The sequence below is a fragment of the Streptomyces sp. WMMB303 genome (genome assembly GCF_029351045.1).
Lineage (GTDB): Bacteria > Actinomycetota > Actinomycetes > Streptomycetales > Streptomycetaceae > Streptomyces.
Map to the genome: position 1 here is coordinate 35,802 of NZ_JARKIN010000003.1, position 18,473 is coordinate 54,274.

The following is an 18,473-nucleotide window of genomic DNA, read 5'->3' on the forward strand; positions in this document are numbered from 1 at the left end:
CCTGAGAGGACCGTCATGCGACAGGAATTCGAGCCGCCCCACTACACCTGGAGCGCTTCGACGGCCGAGGAGGCGAAGACCACCCTGCGGGCCGCCGCCGATCTGATCGACGCCCACCTCGCGACGCTCGTGCCGGGAGACCGCCTGCAGCGCCACCAGGCCAAGGCGTCGACACCCCTCACCTTGACCGTCTCCATGGACCTGTCCGGCCTGATCGAAAAGATCAACACACAGCGGACCATCGACGGCCTGGAAGCCAGCCTCGGAGACAGCGCCTGACACCGGCCCCGGCCTCCTCTCCCACGGCATCGCCCGCCCGTAGCACCGCCCCGCCCACACACCGCAGCCGGGACCAGCCCCCCTCAAAAAGGAAGGGGCTGGTCCCGGCTGTGTCCGGACCGGCCCCTTGGAGCCTCCCGATGGACACCACGCACACGGTCGGCCCCGGCGTCGGCCCTCACCCCCCGGCCCTGCGCGCCGCCGTCTGGCAGCCCGCACCACCCCAGCACCACACCCTCGAACCGGTCACCGCCCCGGCGATGACGCTCTACCAGGTACCCGTCCCCGACGCCGTCCCGGTCCAGCTCCCCGACGGCCGCACCGCCTGGGCCCGCCCCGTCGAGCACCGCCTGGACCCCGCACCCCTCGACACCCGCCCCCGTGAGCCGATGCCCACCTGGGCCAAAGCCGTCGGCATGGTCGCCGCCAGCCTCACCGCCCTCGCCCTGGGCAGCGCCCTCGCCCTGCGCATCGCCGCCCCCGCCCTGGGAGGACTCGTGGACGTCTTGGAAATCGCCTGGAAGGTCGGCCTCGTATTGCTCGTGCTGCTCTTCGGGGCCCCCTTCGTCGCCCGCGCCCTGTTCGGCCGCAGCCTTCCTGAAGACCACACCCGCGCTGCCCACGACGTGCCGCAACAGGTCGTCTTCGCCCCGCAGATCGATTCCGGAGGCACTCGCTTCCTCGGGCGCAGCGGCGACGTGAACATCCAGTTCGGCGACCGCAACCGCAACAAGCAGTAAGCCCGCACCTGCCCGCCCTCTTCTTCCAGTCTCGATCAGGAGCGAGTATGACCACCCCGTTCCCCCGGCCCCGCACCGGCCAGCAGGACGACGACCAGACCCACCCCGCACCCACCACCGGGCCGGGTTGGTTCGGCCGGCGCCTCCACGACCTCGACATCGCCCTCACCCACGGCTGGCGCCCCGCAGCCACCTGGATCAAAACCCTCACCGCCGCCGCCGGACTGGCCCTCGCCTTCCTCGCTCTGCGCTGGCTCGCCTCCACCCTCCTGGGCTGGGCCCACGACCTGCCCTGGACCCTCCCCACCGCGAAGGACCACACCGGGCTGCTCGCCACCATCGACCAGCCCGTACACGCCTACCTGGCCGCCCACACCACGACCCTGCCCATCACCGCCGCCACCGCCTACAGCACCTGGCAGGCCCTCGGCACCGTCTCCTTCGCCCTGGGCACCGTCCGCTTCGGCGGAGCCCGCCTGACCTGGACCGTGTGGGGCGCGGCAACCGTCGCCATGGTGTGGGCAGGCACCCCCGCCCCCGGCCGCCCCGTCGCCGCCGGCATCACCGTTCTGGCCTGGGCCGCTCTCTCCCTCCTCGCCCTGCGCGGCCTGAGCCTCTCCCCCACCGCCTTCATCCAGGTCCACAACCAGGCGCCCGCCCCGCCCGAGGTCCGCGCCGAGATCCACCTGCCCAAGACCGCCGCCCCGACCGCCTACCAGCCCTACACCACCCAGCAGCCACCCTCCCCGAACTGACCGCTGCCTGTCCGGCCCGCGCCCCCGCGCGGACCGGGCGGAGAACGGCCAGCACACCCTCACCCCGATCCGTCCTCACCCGGAGGCCCCTGATGAGCAGCACCACCAGCAGCGACATGACCTACCGCGAATCCCCGACGCCGGAGGAGGAGCTGACCGACGCCAAGGAACGGCTCGGCATCCCGACGATCGTGTGCATCTGCGGCTCCACGCGCTTCATGCCGGAGATGGGCGAGGCGGACCTGGCCCTTACCTTCGCTGGCCGTATCGTCGTCAAGCCTGGCTGCGACATGAAGCAGTCACACCCGCTCTGGCCCGAAGAGGGCCGGGCGGAGGAGAGCAAGGCCCGGCTCGACCGTCTCCACCGTGCGAAGATCCGCCTCGCGGACGAGATTCTCGTCGTCGGCGACTACATCGGTGACTCCACCCGCGCCGAGATCGACTACGCCCGTGAGTTGGGCAAGCCGCTGCGGTTCACCCACCCCGACGTCGACCCCGACGCGAAGGCGGGGGTGGCGTGATGGCGCAGCAGTCCAGCATCGAATGGTGTGACGCGACGTGGAATCCCGTGACGGGCTGCACGAAGGTGTCGCCCGGCTGCGACCGCTGCTACGCGGAGACGTTCGCCGAGCGGTGGCGCGGCACTCCCGGCCACCACTTCGAGGTCGGCTTCGACCTGACGCTGCGTCCGGGCGCGCTGACGACGCCGCTGCGCTGGCGCAAGCCGCGGCGGATCTTCGTGAACTCCATGTCGGACCTGTTCCACCAGGACGTGCCCGACGAGTACATCGCCCGCGTGTGGGCGGTGATGGCGCTGACCCCGCACCACACCTACCAGGTCCTCACCAAGCGGCACGGCCGCATGCGGTCCCTGCTCCGCAGCGGCCACTTCCGCCAGCTGTGCGAGTCGGCCGAGGCCGACCTCGTCGGCGACGAGGCAACACCGATGCCCGGCTACAAGCGCCGCGCGTACCTGCGGCAGTGGTGGAGCCACTTCGCCACGCCCCTGCCGAACGTGTGGCTGGGCGTGTCCGTCGAGGACCAGCAGCGCGCCGACCTCCGCATCCCCGCACTGCTGGAGACCCCGGCCGCCGTCCGCTTCCTGTCCTGCGAACCCCTCCTCGGGCCCGTCGAGATCACCGACCACGTGTCGCAGCCGTGCCCCTGCTGCATGGGCGAGGGCCACGACCCGGCGTGCGGCGACTGCGACGTGAACCGGTGCGAGGACGGGCACATCCGGATGCTGCACTGGGTCATCGCCGGGGGCGAATCCGGGACCGGCGCCCGCCTGATGCACCCCGCATGGGCGCGCGAGCTACGCGACCAGTGCGTCCAGGAGCACATCCCGTTCTTCTTCAAGCAGCTCGGCACCGTCGCCGCACGTGAACTCGGCGTTCCCGGCAAGGGCACCGACCTCGAACTGATCCCCGCCGACCTGCGCATCCGGGAATCCGCGTGATGCCGGCCCCGACCGTCAGCCGGGACCTGTACGCCGACAGCTACTACGGAGTCCCTCTCGTCCTCGGCGAGGACGGCGAGTGGCTCCTCACACACGACCTCCGCCGGGCCTGGGCAGCACTCAACCGCTTCCACCGCGAAGCATGCCGCGCCAACACACGCGATTACTGGGCCGACTTCCAGTGCCCCGTCGAGGAACTCATGGTGCACACCACGTGGCTGCGCGCCGAGTCCGAGGACCCCGACTACCTGTGGCACACCACCACCGCCGATGACCCGCAGGCCGTCCCCGCCACCTACATCGGCGTCTGAACCGGCCCCACGCCGACGGAACGCGCCCCCGGGGCGGGCACCCAAGGGTGTCCAGTCCAGTTCGCCCGCCCCGGGGTCCACCCATCCCGTACGAGACGAGAGGGAGGACCAGTATGACCTCCACCCGGCCCCGCACCAACGACCCGGCCCAGGCCAACGCCTACCCCGAACCCCCGGCCTGCTCCGCGTGGGGCAAGAGCCCGCAGCCCACCGCCTGCCACTCGCTCAGCTCTGCCGAGCAGGACCGCAACCGGCAGGAGCTGGCACAGGCCGTGCACACACGCCGGCACCACAAGAACCCGGCGGAGAGTGACTGATGGCCGCCGCATCCAAGAAGAAGACCCGCACCGCCACGCACCGGCCTGCCATCAAGCACCGTCGGTTCCGCCACGACGACTACGTCGCCGTCGACCTGTTCTCCGGCTTCGGCGGACTCACCGAGGGAGTCAAGCGGGCCGGATTCACCACGATCATGGCCGCGAACCACAACGAGTACAAAGTGCAGGTCCACGAGGCGAATCACCCCGAGGCCGAGCACTGGATCGCGGACTTGGTCGATCCCGAGGCCGCGGACTACCACTCCGCCCGGGACCTCCCGGCCGCCGACCTTCTGTGCGCGGGCGTGAGCTGCGTGAACCACTCGCTCGCCAACACGGTCAGGGCCTACGAGCAGGGTCTGGCGCTGTTCGAGCTGGAGGACCCCGACTACGAGGCGCGGGTGACCAGGTCCGAGCGGGACCGGGCCACCGCGACCTGCGTCCTGCAGTACGCGGCCAAGCACCACCCGCGGCTGATCCTGGTCGAGTGCACCACCCAGCTCACCTCGTGGGGGCCCGCGCTGCCGGGCCGCTCGAAGGTCGGGGACGGCAGCACGTACAGGTGGTGGCTCAAGCAGTTCGAACTGCTCGGCTACCACCCCGCGAAGGTTCTCTATCTGAACAGCCAGTTCTTCGGGGTTCCGCAGTCGAGGGACCGCGGCTACTGGATTTTCGTCGACAAGTCCCTGCCGATGCCCGACCTGGAGCACCGGCCGGTCTCGCACTGCGGACGCTGCGATACGGACGTCGAGGCGGTGTGGACGTGGAAGACCGGCATCCCGGACTCCGGCACGGTGATGTACGGCAAGCAGTACAACTACCGGTGCCCAAGCTGCCACCGCGAAGTCGTCCCGCCGATGACGCCGTCGCTGGCCGCGCTCGACCTCACCGACCTCGGTACCCGCATCGGCGACAAGCCCATCAAGGTCTTCAAAGACGGCTTCGTCGGGCCGCTCGCGCGGGCGTCGATGGCGCGAGCGGAGCGCTGTCGTCAGCGCTTCGGCAGCTTCCCCGCGGTCCTTATGCCGGCGAAGAGCGTACGCGGCTCGGAGCGGATTCTGCTGCAGCCGATGGCTACGCAGACCAGCCAGCAGGAGACCGCGATCCTGTCGACCGGCCCGGCTGTCCAGCCGCTGTGGGAGCAGGCCGCCGCTGATGGCTTGGCCGCGCTCGCGGTGGCCAACTACCAGGGAGCACCGCGCAGCGCGCACGAGCCGCTGCCAACCCAGGTCGGTTCGGAGACCCTCGCGGTGGTGTCGTCCGGTGTCATCCCGTACCGGCAGAACACGGTGCCCACGGTGCACAGCGAGCCGATGCCCACGTTCACGTCGGAGCAGATCCCTGCGGTGCTGACGGCCGCCGGCTGGTACAAGCAGAACGGCTCCAGCGGTACCGAGACGGCGCCTCACCCGGTCACGGACCCGCTCGGCACGCTCACCTCGCGGGACACGACCGCGCTGCTCATGGCCCAGTGGCAGGCGTCGCTCGGCGAGGTGCCGCTGGAGGACTGCTTCTACCGGATGATGGCGGCGCACGAGATCGGCAGGGGCTGCGGCTTCGACGTCGACTTCAACGACTACCGCGGCACCTTCACCGTCTGGGGCTCCGCCCGCGATCAGGTCGACGGCTTCGGTAACGCAGTCTCCCAGCAGGTCGGCACCTGGATCGGGTCCCGACTGCGCGCCATCCTCCACACCCCCCAGGACTGCGGCCCTGAACTGGCGGTGGCGGCATGACCGAGCAGACCACCCCCGCGTGCAGCCACTGGGACGGCAGCGCACGCCAGACGTGCCGGACCGTCGACGACGTCCGCCTTTACGCCACCGGCCTGCGTTGCCCCCAGCACACCCCGGCCGCACTCGCAGGCAGGCCCGAACCGGCGACCGGCCCCGGCTGGCCCGCGCAGCCGCCCCGGCCCGACCGAGGCCACGGCCCGGCGCTCCCGCCGGACCTGACCCCTGGAGCAGCTTCATGACCGCCGTACGACTCGACCTCATCATCGGGCCCGAGCGGGCCCGGCAGTTCATCCGTGAGCGCGTACAGCAGCTGGTCACCGGCGACTGCATCCCCCAGGCCCGCGCCGCGGACATGGTGTGCACGGCCGTCCTCGCCGGCGATCCGTGGGTGCTGGCCGACCCGGGCCAGACCTGGATCCCCCGCGACGACGGCCAGGACCCCAACGACCTGCTCGCTGCCGAGCTGTACGTGGCCCAGCGCCACGGCGCCACGGTCCTTGTCGAGGACGAGTGGGCGCAGCGTGCATGGCGGCCCGTCAGCGTCCTGGACGGCTACGTGCTCGACACGTGGCACTGGGCCCGGCAAGCAAGCCCCACCGAGGGGTGAGCGCACCGCCACACGGCCGCTCTTCGCACTCCCTCCTGTACCCGGGCCGGCACTCGGCCGCGGGGACTTGCGGTGAGGGGCTGGCAACCCCCGCCGCCGTGAGGCCACTCAACACCTCCCAACCCAGAGGAGCTCCAGCTATGGCATCTGCATCCACGCTCAACGCCCACAACCTCGCCCGCCTGATCCGTGCGACTGCGCCACACGCGGCGCCGGACGGCGTCGGTCTCGATGTGATCGACGGCATCCGCTTCGACAGCGACGGCACCCATCTGCACGCCGTCGCCAGCGACCGCTACACCGTGGCCGTCGCCCGGGCCCGCCTCACCACCGGTGGTGAGGCGTTCGCTCACACCGTGCACGGCCAGGACATCGCCGCGCTGCGCGCCTGGGTCGACGCGCACCACGGCGAGGCCGCCATCACCCTCACCACCGAGACCGGCCATCTCGTCTTCGACGGCCCGCGCGGCGCCCTGCGTATCCCCGTCACGGACGGCGAGAAGTTCCCCGACTGGCGGCAGCTGCTGCACACCGCACTCGCCGACGTTCCCGCCGACGCCCCGTGCACGGGGTGGACATCGACGTTCTGGGAGCGCTGGCAGCACGCCAACCGCGAGGTCCGCACCTGGCACACCGGCGGAGAGAAGCCCCTGATCGTGCTCGGCACCGACACCATCGGCCTGCAGGCACCCCACCGCCTGCGCGCCCCCGCACTCGACCAGGCAGACACGCCCGCCGACGCCCTGCACGCTTGGAAGACCAGCCTCGGCACGGACACCGGAGAGCGCCTCGACCTTGGCGGGGCCGTGACCGAGCCCCGCTCGCACAACGCCGCCAACACGGCGCCGGAGATGAGCGAGGAACTCCTGAGGCAGACCCTGACCGCCACAGAGGGCCTGTTCAACGCTCCCAGCAACGACCCTGGAGCACTCGCCGCCTACGCACTGTCCGGGGTACACGCATGGTCCGCGTACCGGTTCCTCAAGGCCCTGATGAAGGCCGACCCGGACCTGGCCGCCGACACCGCCGCAGACCTCGCCGAGCAGCTCGACTCCGGCGAGATCGGCGAATGGGCCTGGGACGCCGCCATGGAAGCCGGACACGACCCGCAGCAGTGGGCCGACGAGCGAGCTCAGGCACGAGCCGAGAAGACCCGCACGCCGGACACGGCGGCGGCGACCAACTGAACCAGCCACCAGCGGCAGACCTGCTCGGACTTCCCACTCATGCCCGTCCGCCCCAACGACTGACCCAACACCCACCACAGCAGTGGGGCGGCGCCGACCACGGCGCCGCCCCACTGCTGTGCCCTGCCTGATTGGAGACCAGCCGTGCACGATCACATTCTGGTGGTCCCGGGCCCGCTCACCCGCACCCGCGGCCGACCCCGCCACGGCACTCATCGACCAACACCCCAGCGTCATCCGCGGCAACCGACGGCGGTCACCGCATGACCCGGTTCTACCTCGGCGCCCCACCCACGTTCATGAAGTACACCGACGTTCCGCTGTTCATCTCCAACCGCCCCCTGGTCAAGCTCAAGACTCTCCACCAGGCTCACGGCCCCGTCGCCGTCGACTCCGGCGGCTTCAGTGAACTCGACGAACACGGCTCCTGGGACCACGGCCCCACACCCCGCCAGTACGCGAGCCAGGTGCGCCGCTATGCCGAGGAGATCGGCATCGAATGGGCGGCCCCCCAGGACTGGATGTGCGAGCCGTGGATCACTGCCAAAACCGGGCTCACCGTCGCCGAGCACCAGGCCCGCACCATCGGCTCCTACCTCGACCTCAAAGCCCTCGACGACACCCTGCCGATCATCCCCGTTCTCCAAGGCTGGACACCCGGCCAGTACGAGCAGCACATCGACGCCTACGACCGGGCCGGAATCGATCTGCGGACCCTGCCCCTGGTCGGCATCGGGTCGGTGTGCCGCCGCCAGGGCACCGAAGACGCTGCCAGCCTGGTGGAGCGCATCGCCGGGCACGGCATCCGCCTGCACGGCTTCGGCTTCAAAATCGACGGACTGCGGCGGGTCTCCCACCACATGCCGTCCGCCGACTCCATGGCCTGGGCCGCGGCAGGACGCCGCACCCCCGCCCCCAACTGCGACTTCCGATTCCCCGGCAGCCGCGGCCCCCACCTCAACGAGGCGAACTGTCTTCGCTTCGCCCTCGCATGGCGGCAGAAGGTCATCGCCGCCATTGAGGAGAGCAAGACCGCTCCCCGGCAGCTCTCCTTCCTCGACTGCTGACGAAATCCGCGCTGGACCACGCCGTGTGACCCCGTCAACCGAGCGCGCCCGACCCGAAGCACCCCCAGACGGTCGTCCTCGTCACTCAGCCAGCGCTGCCCGCGCCCAGCTCAGCAGACGACAGCACCGACACCCCGACCCTCAAGGAGACCTGTCATGCGGACCCCTGACCGTCCGCTCGCCTACGACCTGCCCCAGCTGGCCGTCGACTGTCCGCACTGCGGCGCCACCGCGGGCCAGTTGTGCACCAGCCACGGCGGCACCCGTCCCCGGCGCACCGACACGCACATCGTCCGCCGCCAGGTGTGGGCCGACGCCGACGGCCCCGTGAACGCCGAAGCCGACCAGACCTGACGCCGCACCATGCCGCCCCGGGCCGCGCCGATGAGCGCGGACCCCACCGCCCAGTAGGAGACCTTCATGCGTTTGTCCCGCAGCAAGCTCAACGAGCTGGCCGCCGACTGTGAGAAGTCCGCCGCACGCAGCGCCCGCGCTGCCGCATCCGCCGAGCGGGATGCGGCCGATCCGGCTCTGAGCCCCGCCACCCGGCGTGAGGCCGCTGCTCAGGCACCGATCTCCCGCCGCCGCGCCGCCGAGTATCGCGAGGAGGCCGCCGGTCTCCGTGACGGATGGCAGCCCGAGAACCTGTAGCAGGCTGCCTGTCGGCCGCCCCCAGCCGAGCTACCCGGACCTGCCCCCGACGGGGGCAGGTCCGGCGTTCCGTAGGCACCAGGACCGGCGCCCGGACTGCGCAATCATCCCCGCGATCATGTCGGATGGTGGGGCTGATCGCGGCCCTGATCTCACCAGCGGGTTTGCGCTGACGCCGCGTCACTGAGTCAATGATCTCCGCTTTGCACCTGCCCGTAGTCGTCGCTGGTTCGCCCGTCGACGCTCGGAGCCCCGGAACTCTCCCTGGAGCTCGTGATGCACCTGCGCAAGCGGCAGCTGGCCGCACTGGTCTCGGTATTCGTTCTCTGCACCGCCTGTGGCGGTGGCAGTGGCGGCGACGACGCCACCGGAGACAACGCTCAAAGAGGTCCCGAAGCCTCCGCCTCGCCCGAGGTGCCGCCTCCGGTCGACCCGCCCCACGGCTTCCGGAAGAAGGGGAAGCAGGTGGGCACGGCGGGGCATGCGTTCATGAAGAAGGAGCACGCATACCACGTGTTCGGCGACGCCGTGGTGTCGATGTCCACCGACTCGAAAGACGATCAAGCAGTCCGCGTCCGGGGCCTCGACGGGCAACGACGAGCCGCGTTCACCATCGACTCGCTGTCCCACATCGCATATCCCTATGGCGTGGCGACCAAGGACGAGCAGCTCGTCCTGACAGCGGTGTCCGAGCGCATCGAGGGCACAGGTACGGAAAAGGACCGGGACTCCCTCGTAGTAACGGCCCGAGACGCGATGACCGGTAAGAAGGAGTGGACGACTGCCATCAAGGAGACAGCCGAGAGGGAACTGCCTCCCCTCGACGACGGCTCGGTCTCCTTCGTCGACGCGAACGCCAAAACCATCCTGCTGTCCGCCGAGCCGAAGCCGAACTTCGACGAAGAGGTCACATTCGCCCTGGACACTGATGACGGGGACTTGCGCTGGACGCGGCAGTCCTTTTCCGCGGTGGGACTCGACGAGGACACGGTCATTGGCTACCAGTACTCCTCGTACTATCCACACATGGTGGGCCTCTCCGCGAAGGATCAGCGCGAGCTGTGGAGCGGGCGGGAGACTGAGAGGTACCCCGGAGGCACAGTGCTCGACGGCGGGCTGGCTGCTCTGGCCGACTCGGCCGGCACGTACCTGATGGACACCGGCACCGGTAAGACGAAAGCGGAACTAGACGCGATGGCGGAGTGCCACTTCGATCAGAAGAGCACGGTGATCTGTGGAGCAGCCGAGGCTGAACTGCTCGTCGGCTACGACGCCGATTCCATGGAGCGGCTCTGGGAGCTGTCCGGAGACGACGCCCAGCGCGAGGTGCCCGAACTCGTCGCTGCCCGTCCGGGAGTGGTCTACGTCAATACGTCTGACGGGCCGGTGACGTTGGAGGCCCGCACCGGTGAGGACCTGGACACCGATCTGCCCGACATCTCCTTGGTCGATGTCGTTGAGGGCTACGGCATCGTTGTGCCCGAAAGCGGAAGCGGCGAGCCCGTGTCGGTCTACGCCCACCGCGGGACTGCCTGAGTCCAGACTTCACCACGCCCAGGTGGTGGGTGGGGGGCACAGCTCCGCGTGCAGTGCCTTCGGCTTCGGTCGATGAGTGTCGTGACGGAGACGGTGACCCCGTGGCCCGCTGCCACGGGGCGCCTGTCCGCGAATCACTGCCGGGCACCGTGGCCGGCTCCCTGGCACTTATCCGGGAGCAAGGAGGGTGTGTTGTCCGCGGACAACAACTGAGGCTCCTCCCCAGCCGGGGTGGCACGGCGCTTCGACGGGGTCAACTTTCCATCCGGGTCGGTGTTGTCCGCGGACAACACCGACCCGGACTCACCCCAAGAGCGGGGCCGGGGGCCGACGTCGTTCGGCTCAGTTCAGCTCTGAAGCATCTTCGCCAGTGTGAGGCGGTTCTCTTCAGACATGTGTTGTCGCAGGAGCCGGTTCAAGGTGTCCGGGGAGTCCCAGGGCAACGTGTTCTCATCCTTGGTGGTCTTCCGCTTTGAAGCGTCAGACGCCGAAGTCTTCTTGCCTGCCCGGGAGAGCGCGGTGCGAACCGCTGCGGCCAACGCCTCGCGGTCCATCGCCTGCCCCTTAGGGAGAGCCTTGACGACGTCCTTGACCACACCTCTCACGACCTCAGCCGTCACCGGGCCGCCGTCTTCCTCCACCGTGGTCTCGTAGAGAGCGGTGGCCGACTCAAGGTCATACCCCTCGGCGACCGGCACCAGCTCCCACACGACGCTCTGACTCAGCCGACTCACTCGAATTCGAGTCAGATCGTTCGATTCCTGGGGCGTGGAATCGAACAGGGCTTGCGCGATCCGCCACATACGGATCAGCTTGTCGGCCTGCCCACGGCTCATGGACCACCGCTTGTCGGTGTACTCGTCAAACGACGAGTACTCGACCCGGTACAGGCGCCCGTCCCTGATGAGCTCCAACGCCTTGCCCGCAGCCCAGAAAGCCACCTTCAGGCTCTCGATCGCCACCTCGCACTGCGCGAAGACCTCTTGCTCCTCCGCGATCAGCACCGGCGCGGTGGCCGCCGGCTTGCCAGTAGGGGCAGGAAGCCTCAAGGCCAAGTCCGTGGTCGTCTCCAGCCGACGCCCACCCCCACCCAAGCGCCGCCCCATCAGAGGGCCTGCTCAACGCTGAGAGCCAAGTTCATGAAGTCCTCCCGGGCCCGCAAAGCGGTGCCGCTCTCCTTGTACTCCACCACCGTCAGCCCGTCCTCAGCCGCATGAGCATGGATCTTGTACTTCCGGATCGGATCAGGCACGCGCGGATAGTCGTGCTCATCGATCCACTTCTTCACCTTGTCCAGCGCCGTGTCGCCGTCACGAGGATCGTGCAGGTTGATCACGACCATGAAAGGGATACCCCGCGGCTTCAGGATCCGCTCGATGGTGAACTCCGCCGGCGCCCACGACAGCCACTCCGGAGTGATCGGCACGATCGCCAGGTCCGCAAGGTCGAGAACCTCACGCAGCGCGTCAGCGACCCTGCTCTCACCGAGCGGATCAGCACCCCACGCAGCATCCGGATCGATCTCCATGAAGCCAGGAGTGTCGACAACGACGCGCTTCCGGTTCGGGTCCTTCTGCAGCGCGGACAGCACCCCGACCTCGCCCCGGGTGACGAGGTAGTCGAAGGGCAGCGTCTCTTCAGGAACCTGGTCGGCCCACGTCTCCAGGCTGCCCTGCGGGTCAATCCCCGCAGCGATGACCGCCGCGTCCTCGACGTCGTTCTGCATCAGGCTGCTGCGCCCTGACACGGCCGCGAGATTGACCGTTATGGTCGACTTCCCCGCGCCGCCCTTCTGCTGGATGACGATGACGAACTTCGGGCCTGCATCCGCGGCCGTATTCTGAGCAGGGGTCAAGAGAGCCTCCGTGGCTTCCCCGTAGGTACTCGGATCCTCGACATCATGGCATCCCACCAAGACGCGGGGGAGAGTCGACCCAGCACGCGGCGCGCCGCAACACCGCCTCATCGCGGCCGGGAGGCCCGGACGGTCGCGCGCTGCCAGCCTTCTACAGTTCGAGCTGGGCCATCTGCTCGACCACCTGGCCGGTCACCCGCAGGATGCCCTGGCCCAGCTCGGTGGGGGCCAGCAGGAGACCCAGCACCAGGACGATGAACACCGTGAGCTTCTCGTCGTTGCGGCTCCGCGCCTCTGTACGCCGCCGCAGACGCATCACGACTACGAATGCCAGCAGTACCGCCACGTTGATGGTCAGCACCCGCCCCCCTCTCCCGCGCTGTCTCGTGTGCGCCCCGGTCTCTTGTAGGGCACACGTCTCCCCGGGTGCCGGGCGTATGAGAGGGGTTGGCGCTGAACGGTCCCTATTTGACCGGATGCCACCCCCGCACACACAGCCGCCCCACGACCGCGGGCCCCGCTGCTCCTCTCACGGGGAGCGGCGGGGCCCTATCTCTGTCCTGTCCCTGTCCCCTGGGGGTGGGAGGGGCTGATCAGGAAGGAAAGATAGGAGCATGCCCGAGCGCAGTCTCAATTTCGGTCTCTACGGTGCCCAGGGCCGTAAGAGCGCCCAGCTCGCCGCCGAGGTCCTGGACCGTCTGGCGCTGGAGGGCGGGATCCGTTCCCCGGTCACCACCCGCCGCGGCCTGGGCGCCCGCCTGAACTATCTGACCAACTCGGCGGCCGGCCGTCAGGCGATGGCCGAGGCCGGGATCCAGGTTTCGCGTGCGACGCTGCGCCGCTGGGTCCAGCACAAGCAGACCCCCTCGCGCGCCAACCTGGCCCGTCTCGATGCCGCTTACCGTGCCTACCGGCGCCGGAACGTGGCGCGGCACCTGCTGCAGCGCCTCAACGCCCGGGGCGGTACCCGGGTGGAGATCCAGCCGCTTGACCAGTCCGGCGTGCCCGATCCGCGCAGGCGGGTGATTGCCACCGACCGGGCCGGGTTCCGGCGTCTGCGGATCCGCCGCTGGGACCGGATCGTGGACGCCTGGGCAGCCGCAGACGATGCGGCTCTCGCGGATGCCTGGGAGGTCGAGCTGACCGATCTGGGGTCGCAGTGGGGCCAGTACGAGTACGCCACCTCCGTCGGCTTCTCCGCCTGAACGGCCGGCCACCCGGCCCTCAGACTGACCAAGAAGAGGGGAGTATCACCGGGGCCCGGTGGCGTGGCACTATCCGCGGTTGGGTGTCCATTCCCAGGCTCCGCCGCCGCGCCATTCGATGAGGTTCGCGTCGTCGAGGCGGACGTGTTCCCGTTCCAGGCCGACGCCCTCCAGTATGTCCAGCAGGTCCATGACGTTGTGGGCGGTGCCGAGGATGTGGCCGCGGGCCACCACCTGCCGGCCGCCCTCACTGTCGGGAGCATGCACGACCACCGCGGCCACTACCGGCCGCCTCCGGACGGTTCCCAGACGGTGGGCCCGCCGCCGCGCCATTGGATGAGCGGCCCTTCCAGGTCGACCTCGCCGGGTTCCCAGCCGGCCTGTGCCAGCAGGGCCAGGACGTCTTGCGGCCCGTGGGCGCGGCCCAGGATGCCGTCGTGCAGCCGGACACGACGGCCGCCCTCCTCATCCGGCGGATACACCGTCACCGGGACAGCCATAACCCCACCGTGCTGCACGCCGGGTTCCGGCGCATCTCGGGTCAACGCCGCCCCTGGCTTGGCCGGCGGTGCTCCTCCCAGGCGAGGAGTGTGCTGGGTGTGCTGCCCACTTCCGCGGCGATGCCCTTCAGCCCGCGGCTGCCTACTGCGCTGCGGGCCTCGGTCAGGTCGCCCCAGCCGCGGGCGGCGAATTCGGCGTCGAGCCGGGCGTAGGCGGCGGCTCGCCGGGGCTGGAGCCGCGCACCGGCCGTGGCCCACCCGTCGCCGAGGATCTTCCTGCGCCAGTACGCGATCGTTCTTGGGTCCCGCTCCGCCCTGCGTCCGACCTCGTGGAGGCTGAGATGAGCGGTGTCACGGATGAAGGTCTCCCACCCGGAATGGCCGAGGCCGCGGGCCATGGCGTCGAGGGCTGCCCGTTTGTTCGCGTGGGCCTGGCTGCGGCCCTTGACGATGGTGGCCCGGTGAATGGCCCGAACCTCGGGCCGGGGCGCGGTGGCTACGTGGCGGGTGTTCCCGGAGCGCCCGGCAGCGCGGCGCTCCTCGGGGCTCTGCCGCTGGGCGATGGAGGCGAGTTCACCGCGAGCTTGGCGGGCGCGGGCCTGCTCCCGCCACCTGTCACTCAACTCCGGGCTCACGAGCGGGTGGGTGGCGGCCAGGCCGTGCCGTTCGCGGTAGTCGTCCGGGTGCATGTCCTCGCCGCGGTGGAGGTGCATGTCGAGCCTTCGGTACCACCGGCCGCATTCCAGGCACTGCAAGTGCCCTGCGGCGTCCTCGGGCTGCGTCCCGCGCGGCACCGGCGTCAACGTCCGCCGCCCCGAGCCGTCTCCTGCCGGTCTACGGCGTCGGCGTAGGCGATGGACAGGCCGGGCACCTCCTGGGCGATGCGGGCGATGACAGCGCGGTGCCAGGAGGCGGGGAACGGGATCTCGGGGTGGGCGGTGTGGTACTCGGCGTCGTCCCGGTAGGTGACCACCCCGGGGTCGGGCAGGTCCATCAGCTTGCCGATCAGGCCGGAGACGAACTCGCCGGTCCGCTGCTCCAGGTCTCCGATCTCCAGGCGGACTCCGTCGGGGATGGCGTACTTCCCTGCTTCCCAGTGGCGGACGGTGCGGGCGCTGACGCCGAGGTGTTGGGCGAGCCATTCGGGGGTGAGGCCGAGCCATTCGCGGACGACCCGCAACTCGGCCGGGGTCATACGCTCGTCCTCCGGCATGCCGGGCGGATCGGTGTAGTCGGGCACGGTGCCTCCAAGAGCGAAGCCCCCGGCTCGGTGCCGGGGGCTGCTGGTTGCGGACGGGGGGTCAGGCGCTGGTGTCGTGGCTCTCGACGATGGCCCAGTAGGACTGCGAGTCGACGTCATCGACGCTGTTCAGGTCACCGTCGTGGCCGGCGACCAGGTCGTCCACGATGGCGTTGATGTCGAAGTCCTCGGTGTGGTCGCCGAGGGTGGTGGAGACCTGGTGGGCGATGTCCTGACGGTTCATGTCCGGTTCCTTCCGGCGGGGTCTGGGGCTGTTCCCCTGACCTCATGACAACCACGGTAGCTTCCAAATGTGGAAGGTGCAACTGGTTGCGTGCCACCGTGCTTTGCCGCTCAAGTGCCCGCCGCCGGGTCGTCGGCCTCCGTCTACTAGTGCCCCGTCGCCTGGTGCCGACGGCCACCGCCAGGCCCCGCACGCCCAGTGGGGGCGGGGCTCCTGCAGGGGGGAAGAGGTGAAACTAACGCCCCCCGTTGCCTTTTTCTTACGGGGGCCGTTAGATTCGTGGGTCGGAGAGACCGCATCCTCAGGGGAGGAACGCATGCCCGCGCCCGCAGACCCGGGTTCACCGCTGAGCACGACCACCGTCGCCGACTGGCCGGCCGCTGAGGCATTCCTGGCCCAGCACACCAGCCTCAGCGCCTACCGGCTGGCTGCTCTGGCCGCGCAGATGGGCAGCGAGCACCACGAGCTGGCCCTGGACCCGGACAGCCGCACGGTCTGGTGGGCCTGGGACGGAAGCCCTCTCGACATGGAGGGATGGACGGTCGAGCAACTGACGCCGGAAGCCGCCACCGACATGCTGGAGACCTATGTGATCTTCATCGAGGGCCGCCGGGAGGACCCTTCCCTCTACACCCGCGCCAGTGAGGCTGACGAGGACATGGACGCCATGGACGAATACGCGGCCGTTCTGCGTCTCACCCTCCCCGAGGACCCGGCCGAGGCCGCCCGCGAAATCCGCCACGAGCGCCGGCGCCTCGCACGCCGGGACGCCCGATGGGGCTGGACGCACGCCGAACTGGTCCGGGGCCTGGTCGGCACCGACCGCGGCGGCAAGGCCCGCGCCGCCCGCCGACTCCGCCGCTCGGAGGTGCAGATCGGCCGGATCATCCGCGAGGACGAACAGCGCCGCACCGCCTGGGCCGAAGCCGTACCCGACGAGCCGCACGAGGAGAGCCGATGAGCGGCACCACACACGCGACACGGCATCACGACAGCGGGCCGGTGGAGTTGCGGCGCCGGCAGAGGGAGGCGGTGGAGGCGGCGGTGTTCGCGTTGGAGATCCCGCCCGCCGGCATCCCCGAACAGGGTCTGCGGACTCAGGTGGTGGCCGCTCCGGGGTCGGGGAAGACGCTGATCGCGCATGAGGTGGCCCGCCGTCTGGCGCCCCGCGGCCGGGTCTTGGTGCTGGTGCCCACGCTCAACCTGCTGACGCAGACGGTGGCCAAGTGGCGCGCGTACGGGATGAGCGGCCCGGCGGTGGCGGTCTGCTCCCTGGACCGCGACTCCGAGATCCGCGCCCATCTGGCCGACGAGCTTCAGGTGCGCTGCACGACGAATCCGCTGCGCCTGTCGCTGTGGGCCGGCGCCGGTCCTGTCACGGTGTTCGCGACCTATGCCTCCCTGGCGGGCACCTCCCGCACCGACACCGACACCGACACCGACACCGATCGGCACGACGACCAGGAGGACGGGGAGCAAGCCGCGGCCGGTGTGCTGGAGCGGGCTCTGTCCGGTGCGTTCGGTCAGCAGTTGGACGGGTTCGACCTGGCGGTGGTGGACGAAGCGCACCGCACGGCCGGTCTGGCGTCGAAGCCGTGGGCGGTCATTCACGACAACGCCCGCATCCCGGCCGCCCGCCGCCTCTACATGACCGCCACGCCCCGCATCTGGGAAGCCCGCAGCCCCGAAGACGGCCCAACAGCGGACGACGGAGAGGGGGAAGACGGGGAGGTGCTGGTCGCGTCGATGGACGACGAGACCCTCTACGGCGCCCCCTGCTTCGTCTATCCGCTCGGGCAGGCGATCGAGGAGGACGTGCTCGCGTCCTTTGAGATCGATGTGCTGGAGATCCGCGACCCCGCACCCCCTGGCGACGACGCTGCCCTCGAGGAGCGCCGAGGGATGCGGCTGGGCGCGATCCGCGCCGCCACCCTCGCCCACATGGAAACCTCCGGCACCGTCAGCCTCCTCTCCTTCCACGCCCGCACCCAGGAAGCCCTCTCCTTCGCCCGCGGTCTGCCCGACGCCGCCGACGAGCTGCGGGCGGCCGGCCGGTTCCCCGGGCAGGTGTGGGGGGAGTGGCTGTGCGGCCTGCACCCGGCCTCACACCAGCGGACGGTCCTGGACCAGCTCGCGTATGGCGTCGACGCGGAGGGCCGCAAGACGGAGTTCCGCATCCTGTCCACCTGCCGCCTGCTGGGCGAGGGGACCGACATCACCGGCCCCCGCGGCCTCGACGGCGTCCTGTTCGCCGACGTACGCCGCTCACCCGTCGACATCGTCCAAGCCGTCGGCCGCGCCCTGCGACAGAAACCCCACCAGGGGAAGGTGGCCCGCCTGGTGGTACCGGTGCTCCTCGCACCGGAGGACGAGGGCCGGGACATGGCCGCAACGGCCGCATACGAGCCCCTGGTGGCCGTACTGCGCGCCCTGCACTCCTTCGACCCCCGCATCATCGAGCAGCTCTCCGTGCGCCCTGCAGGGCGGCACAGCGGCACCCCGGAGGACACCCTCGCCGCCGACCCGGCCGGCGACCCCCGCCAACACACCGGCACCGAGCCGGCCGAGGAGGGCGAGCCGGCCGACGACGCCCAAGAGGAGAAGCCAGACCGCGCAGAGAGAGCCGAATTGGCGCTGCTGCGCTTCTCCCGCCGCGGCCGCCAGGCCGACGAGATCGCCCGCCTGGTCCGCACCCGCGTCCTGCGCCCCGAGTCCACGGCGTGGCTGACCGGCCTGGAAGCCGTCCGCGCCTACGCAGCCGAACACGGACACGCCAACATCCCC

General features: G+C 70.2%; 25 protein-coding genes. 17 read left to right on the plus strand and 8 right to left on the minus strand.

Features of this window, described 5'->3' with window-relative positions; genetic code table 11:
* The first annotated feature begins 15 nt into the window (after positions 1–15).
* The 14 genes from P2424_RS30435 (at position 16) to P2424_RS30500 (ending at position 10,645) form a co-directional block, all read left to right on the plus strand.
* Positions 16–279, plus strand: a complete 264-nt coding sequence (locus P2424_RS30435) for a hypothetical protein (protein WP_276479273.1) — start codon at positions 16–18, stop codon at positions 277–279.
* Between the two features lie 140 nt (positions 280–419).
* On the plus strand, positions 420–1,019 hold the full coding sequence (locus P2424_RS30440) for a hypothetical protein (RefSeq protein WP_276479274.1): 600 nt from the start codon (positions 420–422) through the stop codon (positions 1,017–1,019).
* A 47-nt stretch (positions 1,020–1,066) separates the two neighbouring features.
* On the plus strand, positions 1,067–1,774 hold the full coding sequence (locus tag P2424_RS30445; protein WP_276479275.1) for a hypothetical protein: 708 nt from the start codon (positions 1,067–1,069) through the stop codon (positions 1,772–1,774).
* 116 nt (positions 1,775–1,890) lie between these two features.
* Complete coding sequence (locus tag P2424_RS30450; protein ID WP_276479298.1) at positions 1,891–2,295, plus strand: hypothetical protein; 405 nt, start codon at positions 1,891–1,893, stop codon at positions 2,293–2,295.
* Positions 2,295–3,233 carry a phage Gp37/Gp68 family protein gene (locus P2424_RS30455; RefSeq protein ID WP_276479276.1) on the plus strand — a complete coding sequence of 313 codons (939 nt, stop codon included), beginning with the start codon at positions 2,295–2,297 and terminating at the stop codon, positions 3,231–3,233. Before P2424_RS30450 ends, P2424_RS30455 begins: the two co-directional genes overlap by 1 nt.
* Positions 3,233–3,544: a hypothetical protein gene (locus P2424_RS30460; protein WP_276479277.1), complete on the plus strand. Its 312-nt coding sequence runs from the start codon at positions 3,233–3,235 to the stop codon at positions 3,542–3,544. The genes P2424_RS30455 and P2424_RS30460 overlap by 1 nt, the downstream gene beginning before the upstream one ends.
* Positions 3,545–3,657: 113 nt before the next feature.
* Entirely contained in the window at positions 3,658–3,861 is a 204-nt protein-coding gene (locus tag P2424_RS30465) for a hypothetical protein (RefSeq protein ID WP_276479278.1), read from the plus strand.
* On the plus strand, positions 3,861–5,597 hold the full coding sequence (locus P2424_RS30470) for a DNA cytosine methyltransferase (RefSeq protein ID WP_276479279.1): 1,737 nt from the start codon (positions 3,861–3,863) through the stop codon (positions 5,595–5,597). Before P2424_RS30465 ends, P2424_RS30470 begins: the two co-directional genes overlap by 1 nt.
* A 235-nt stretch (positions 5,598–5,832) precedes the next feature.
* Positions 5,833–6,204 (plus strand): hypothetical protein, encoded by a 372-nt coding sequence (locus P2424_RS30475; protein WP_276479280.1) that lies wholly within the window; start codon positions 5,833–5,835, stop codon positions 6,202–6,204.
* Between the two features lie 140 nt (positions 6,205–6,344).
* Positions 6,345–7,391: a hypothetical protein gene (locus P2424_RS30480; protein ID WP_276479281.1), complete on the plus strand. Its 1,047-nt coding sequence runs from the start codon at positions 6,345–6,347 to the stop codon at positions 7,389–7,391.
* Between the two features lie 263 nt (positions 7,392–7,654).
* Positions 7,655–8,458: a hypothetical protein gene (locus P2424_RS30485; RefSeq protein ID WP_276479282.1), complete on the plus strand. Its 804-nt coding sequence runs from the start codon at positions 7,655–7,657 to the stop codon at positions 8,456–8,458.
* A 156-nt stretch (positions 8,459–8,614) separates the two neighbouring features.
* The gene (locus tag P2424_RS30490) at positions 8,615–8,812 is read left to right on the plus strand and encodes a hypothetical protein (RefSeq protein ID WP_276479283.1); all 198 of its coding nucleotides are present in this window, start codon (positions 8,615–8,617) and stop codon (positions 8,810–8,812) included.
* Positions 8,813–8,878: 66 nt separating this feature from the next.
* Entirely contained in the window at positions 8,879–9,109 is a 231-nt protein-coding gene (locus P2424_RS30495) for a hypothetical protein (RefSeq protein ID WP_276479284.1), read from the plus strand.
* Between the two features lie 276 nt (positions 9,110–9,385).
* On the plus strand, positions 9,386–10,645 hold the full coding sequence (locus P2424_RS30500) for a PQQ-binding-like beta-propeller repeat protein (protein WP_276479285.1): 1,260 nt from the start codon (positions 9,386–9,388) through the stop codon (positions 10,643–10,645).
* Between the two features lie 347 nt (positions 10,646–10,992).
* On the opposite strand, the gene P2424_RS30505 is transcribed toward P2424_RS30500, so the two are convergent.
* From P2424_RS30505 to P2424_RS30515, 3 genes are all read right to left on the minus strand, one after another.
* The gene (locus tag P2424_RS30505) at positions 10,993–11,694 is read right to left on the minus strand and encodes a hypothetical protein (protein ID WP_276479286.1); all 702 of its coding nucleotides are present in this window, start codon (positions 11,692–11,694) and stop codon (positions 10,993–10,995) included.
* A 56-nt stretch (positions 11,695–11,750) separates the two neighbouring features.
* On the minus strand, positions 11,751–12,500 hold the full coding sequence (locus P2424_RS30510) for a ParA family protein (RefSeq protein ID WP_276479287.1): 750 nt from the start codon (positions 12,498–12,500) through the stop codon (positions 11,751–11,753).
* Between the two features lie 151 nt (positions 12,501–12,651).
* Complete coding sequence (locus P2424_RS30515; RefSeq protein WP_276479288.1) at positions 12,652–12,861, minus strand: hypothetical protein; 210 nt, start codon at positions 12,859–12,861, stop codon at positions 12,652–12,654.
* 253 nt (positions 12,862–13,114) lie between these two features.
* Here P2424_RS30515 and P2424_RS30520 point away from each other — a divergent pair, with 253 nt between their 5' ends.
* Entirely contained in the window at positions 13,115–13,705 is a 591-nt protein-coding gene (locus P2424_RS30520) for a transcriptional regulator (protein ID WP_276479289.1), read from the plus strand.
* 69 nt (positions 13,706–13,774) lie between these two features.
* Here P2424_RS30520 and P2424_RS30525 read toward each other — a convergent pair whose 3' ends face one another.
* From P2424_RS30525 to P2424_RS30545, 5 genes are all read right to left on the minus strand, one after another.
* On the minus strand, positions 13,775–13,987 hold the full coding sequence (locus P2424_RS30525; RefSeq protein WP_276479290.1) for a hypothetical protein: 213 nt from the start codon (positions 13,985–13,987) through the stop codon (positions 13,775–13,777).
* Positions 13,987–14,205 (minus strand): hypothetical protein, encoded by a 219-nt coding sequence (locus tag P2424_RS30530; RefSeq protein ID WP_276479291.1) that lies wholly within the window; start codon positions 14,203–14,205, stop codon positions 13,987–13,989. The genes P2424_RS30525 and P2424_RS30530 overlap by 1 nt, the downstream gene beginning before the upstream one ends.
* Positions 14,206–14,246: 41 nt before the next feature.
* The gene (locus P2424_RS30535; protein ID WP_276479292.1) at positions 14,247–14,999 is read right to left on the minus strand and encodes a MucR family transcriptional regulator; all 753 of its coding nucleotides are present in this window, start codon (positions 14,997–14,999) and stop codon (positions 14,247–14,249) included.
* A gap of 5 nt (positions 15,000–15,004) precedes the next feature.
* Positions 15,005–15,445 (minus strand): DUF1870 family protein, encoded by a 441-nt coding sequence (locus tag P2424_RS30540; protein ID WP_276479293.1) that lies wholly within the window; start codon positions 15,443–15,445, stop codon positions 15,005–15,007.
* Positions 15,446–15,506: 61 nt separating this feature from the next.
* Positions 15,507–15,689, minus strand: a complete 183-nt coding sequence (locus tag P2424_RS30545) for a hypothetical protein (protein ID WP_276479294.1) — start codon at positions 15,687–15,689, stop codon at positions 15,507–15,509.
* 316 nt (positions 15,690–16,005) lie between these two features.
* Between P2424_RS30545 and P2424_RS30550 the strand changes: the two genes are divergently transcribed.
* Together P2424_RS30550 and P2424_RS30555 are read left to right on the plus strand one after the other, a co-directional pair.
* Positions 16,006–16,650, plus strand: a complete 645-nt coding sequence (locus P2424_RS30550) for a hypothetical protein (protein ID WP_276479295.1) — start codon at positions 16,006–16,008, stop codon at positions 16,648–16,650.
* Positions 16,647–18,473, plus strand: a 1,827-nt coding sequence (locus P2424_RS30555) for a DEAD/DEAH box helicase (RefSeq protein WP_276479296.1), incomplete at its 3' end; no start/stop codon positions are given. The genes P2424_RS30550 and P2424_RS30555, both read left to right, overlap by 4 nt.

What these genes read in the sequence shown, in the direction of transcription:
- P2424_RS30530 (WP_276479291.1), bottom strand. Translation starts at nt 14,205, where the DNA reads ATGGCTGTCCCGGTGACGGTGTATCCGCCGGATGAGGAGGGCGGCCGT.
- P2424_RS30435 (WP_276479273.1), top strand. Translation starts at nt 16, where the DNA reads ATGCGACAGGAATTCGAGCCGCCCCACTACACCTGGAGCGCTTCGACG.
- P2424_RS30495 (WP_276479284.1), top strand. Translation starts at nt 8,879, where the DNA reads ATGCGTTTGTCCCGCAGCAAGCTCAACGAGCTGGCCGCCGACTGTGAG.
- P2424_RS30545 (WP_276479294.1), bottom strand. Translation starts at nt 15,689, where the DNA reads ATGAACCGTCAGGACATCGCCCACCAGGTCTCCACCACCCTCGGCGAC.
- P2424_RS30470 (WP_276479279.1), top strand. Translation starts at nt 3,861, where the DNA reads ATGGCCGCCGCATCCAAGAAGAAGACCCGCACCGCCACGCACCGGCCT.
- P2424_RS30450 (WP_276479298.1), top strand. Translation starts at nt 1,891, where the DNA reads ATGACCTACCGCGAATCCCCGACGCCGGAGGAGGAGCTGACCGACGCC.
- P2424_RS30550 (WP_276479295.1), top strand. Translation starts at nt 16,006, where the DNA reads ATGCCCGCGCCCGCAGACCCGGGTTCACCGCTGAGCACGACCACCGTC.
- P2424_RS30440 (WP_276479274.1), top strand. Translation starts at nt 420, where the DNA reads ATGGACACCACGCACACGGTCGGCCCCGGCGTCGGCCCTCACCCCCCG.
- P2424_RS30500 (WP_276479285.1), top strand. Translation starts at nt 9,386, where the DNA reads ATGCACCTGCGCAAGCGGCAGCTGGCCGCACTGGTCTCGGTATTCGTT.
- P2424_RS30460 (WP_276479277.1), top strand. Translation starts at nt 3,233, where the DNA reads ATGCCGGCCCCGACCGTCAGCCGGGACCTGTACGCCGACAGCTACTAC.
- P2424_RS30475 (WP_276479280.1), top strand. Translation starts at nt 5,833, where the DNA reads ATGACCGCCGTACGACTCGACCTCATCATCGGGCCCGAGCGGGCCCGG.
- P2424_RS30485 (WP_276479282.1), top strand. Translation starts at nt 7,655, where the DNA reads ATGACCCGGTTCTACCTCGGCGCCCCACCCACGTTCATGAAGTACACC.
- P2424_RS30455 (WP_276479276.1), top strand. Translation starts at nt 2,295, where the DNA reads ATGGCGCAGCAGTCCAGCATCGAATGGTGTGACGCGACGTGGAATCCC.
- P2424_RS30520 (WP_276479289.1), top strand. Translation starts at nt 13,115, where the DNA reads ATGCCCGAGCGCAGTCTCAATTTCGGTCTCTACGGTGCCCAGGGCCGT.
- P2424_RS30480 (WP_276479281.1), top strand. Translation starts at nt 6,345, where the DNA reads ATGGCATCTGCATCCACGCTCAACGCCCACAACCTCGCCCGCCTGATC.
- P2424_RS30445 (WP_276479275.1), top strand. Translation starts at nt 1,067, where the DNA reads ATGACCACCCCGTTCCCCCGGCCCCGCACCGGCCAGCAGGACGACGAC.
- P2424_RS30490 (WP_276479283.1), top strand. Translation starts at nt 8,615, where the DNA reads ATGCGGACCCCTGACCGTCCGCTCGCCTACGACCTGCCCCAGCTGGCC.
- P2424_RS30465 (WP_276479278.1), top strand. Translation starts at nt 3,658, where the DNA reads ATGACCTCCACCCGGCCCCGCACCAACGACCCGGCCCAGGCCAACGCC.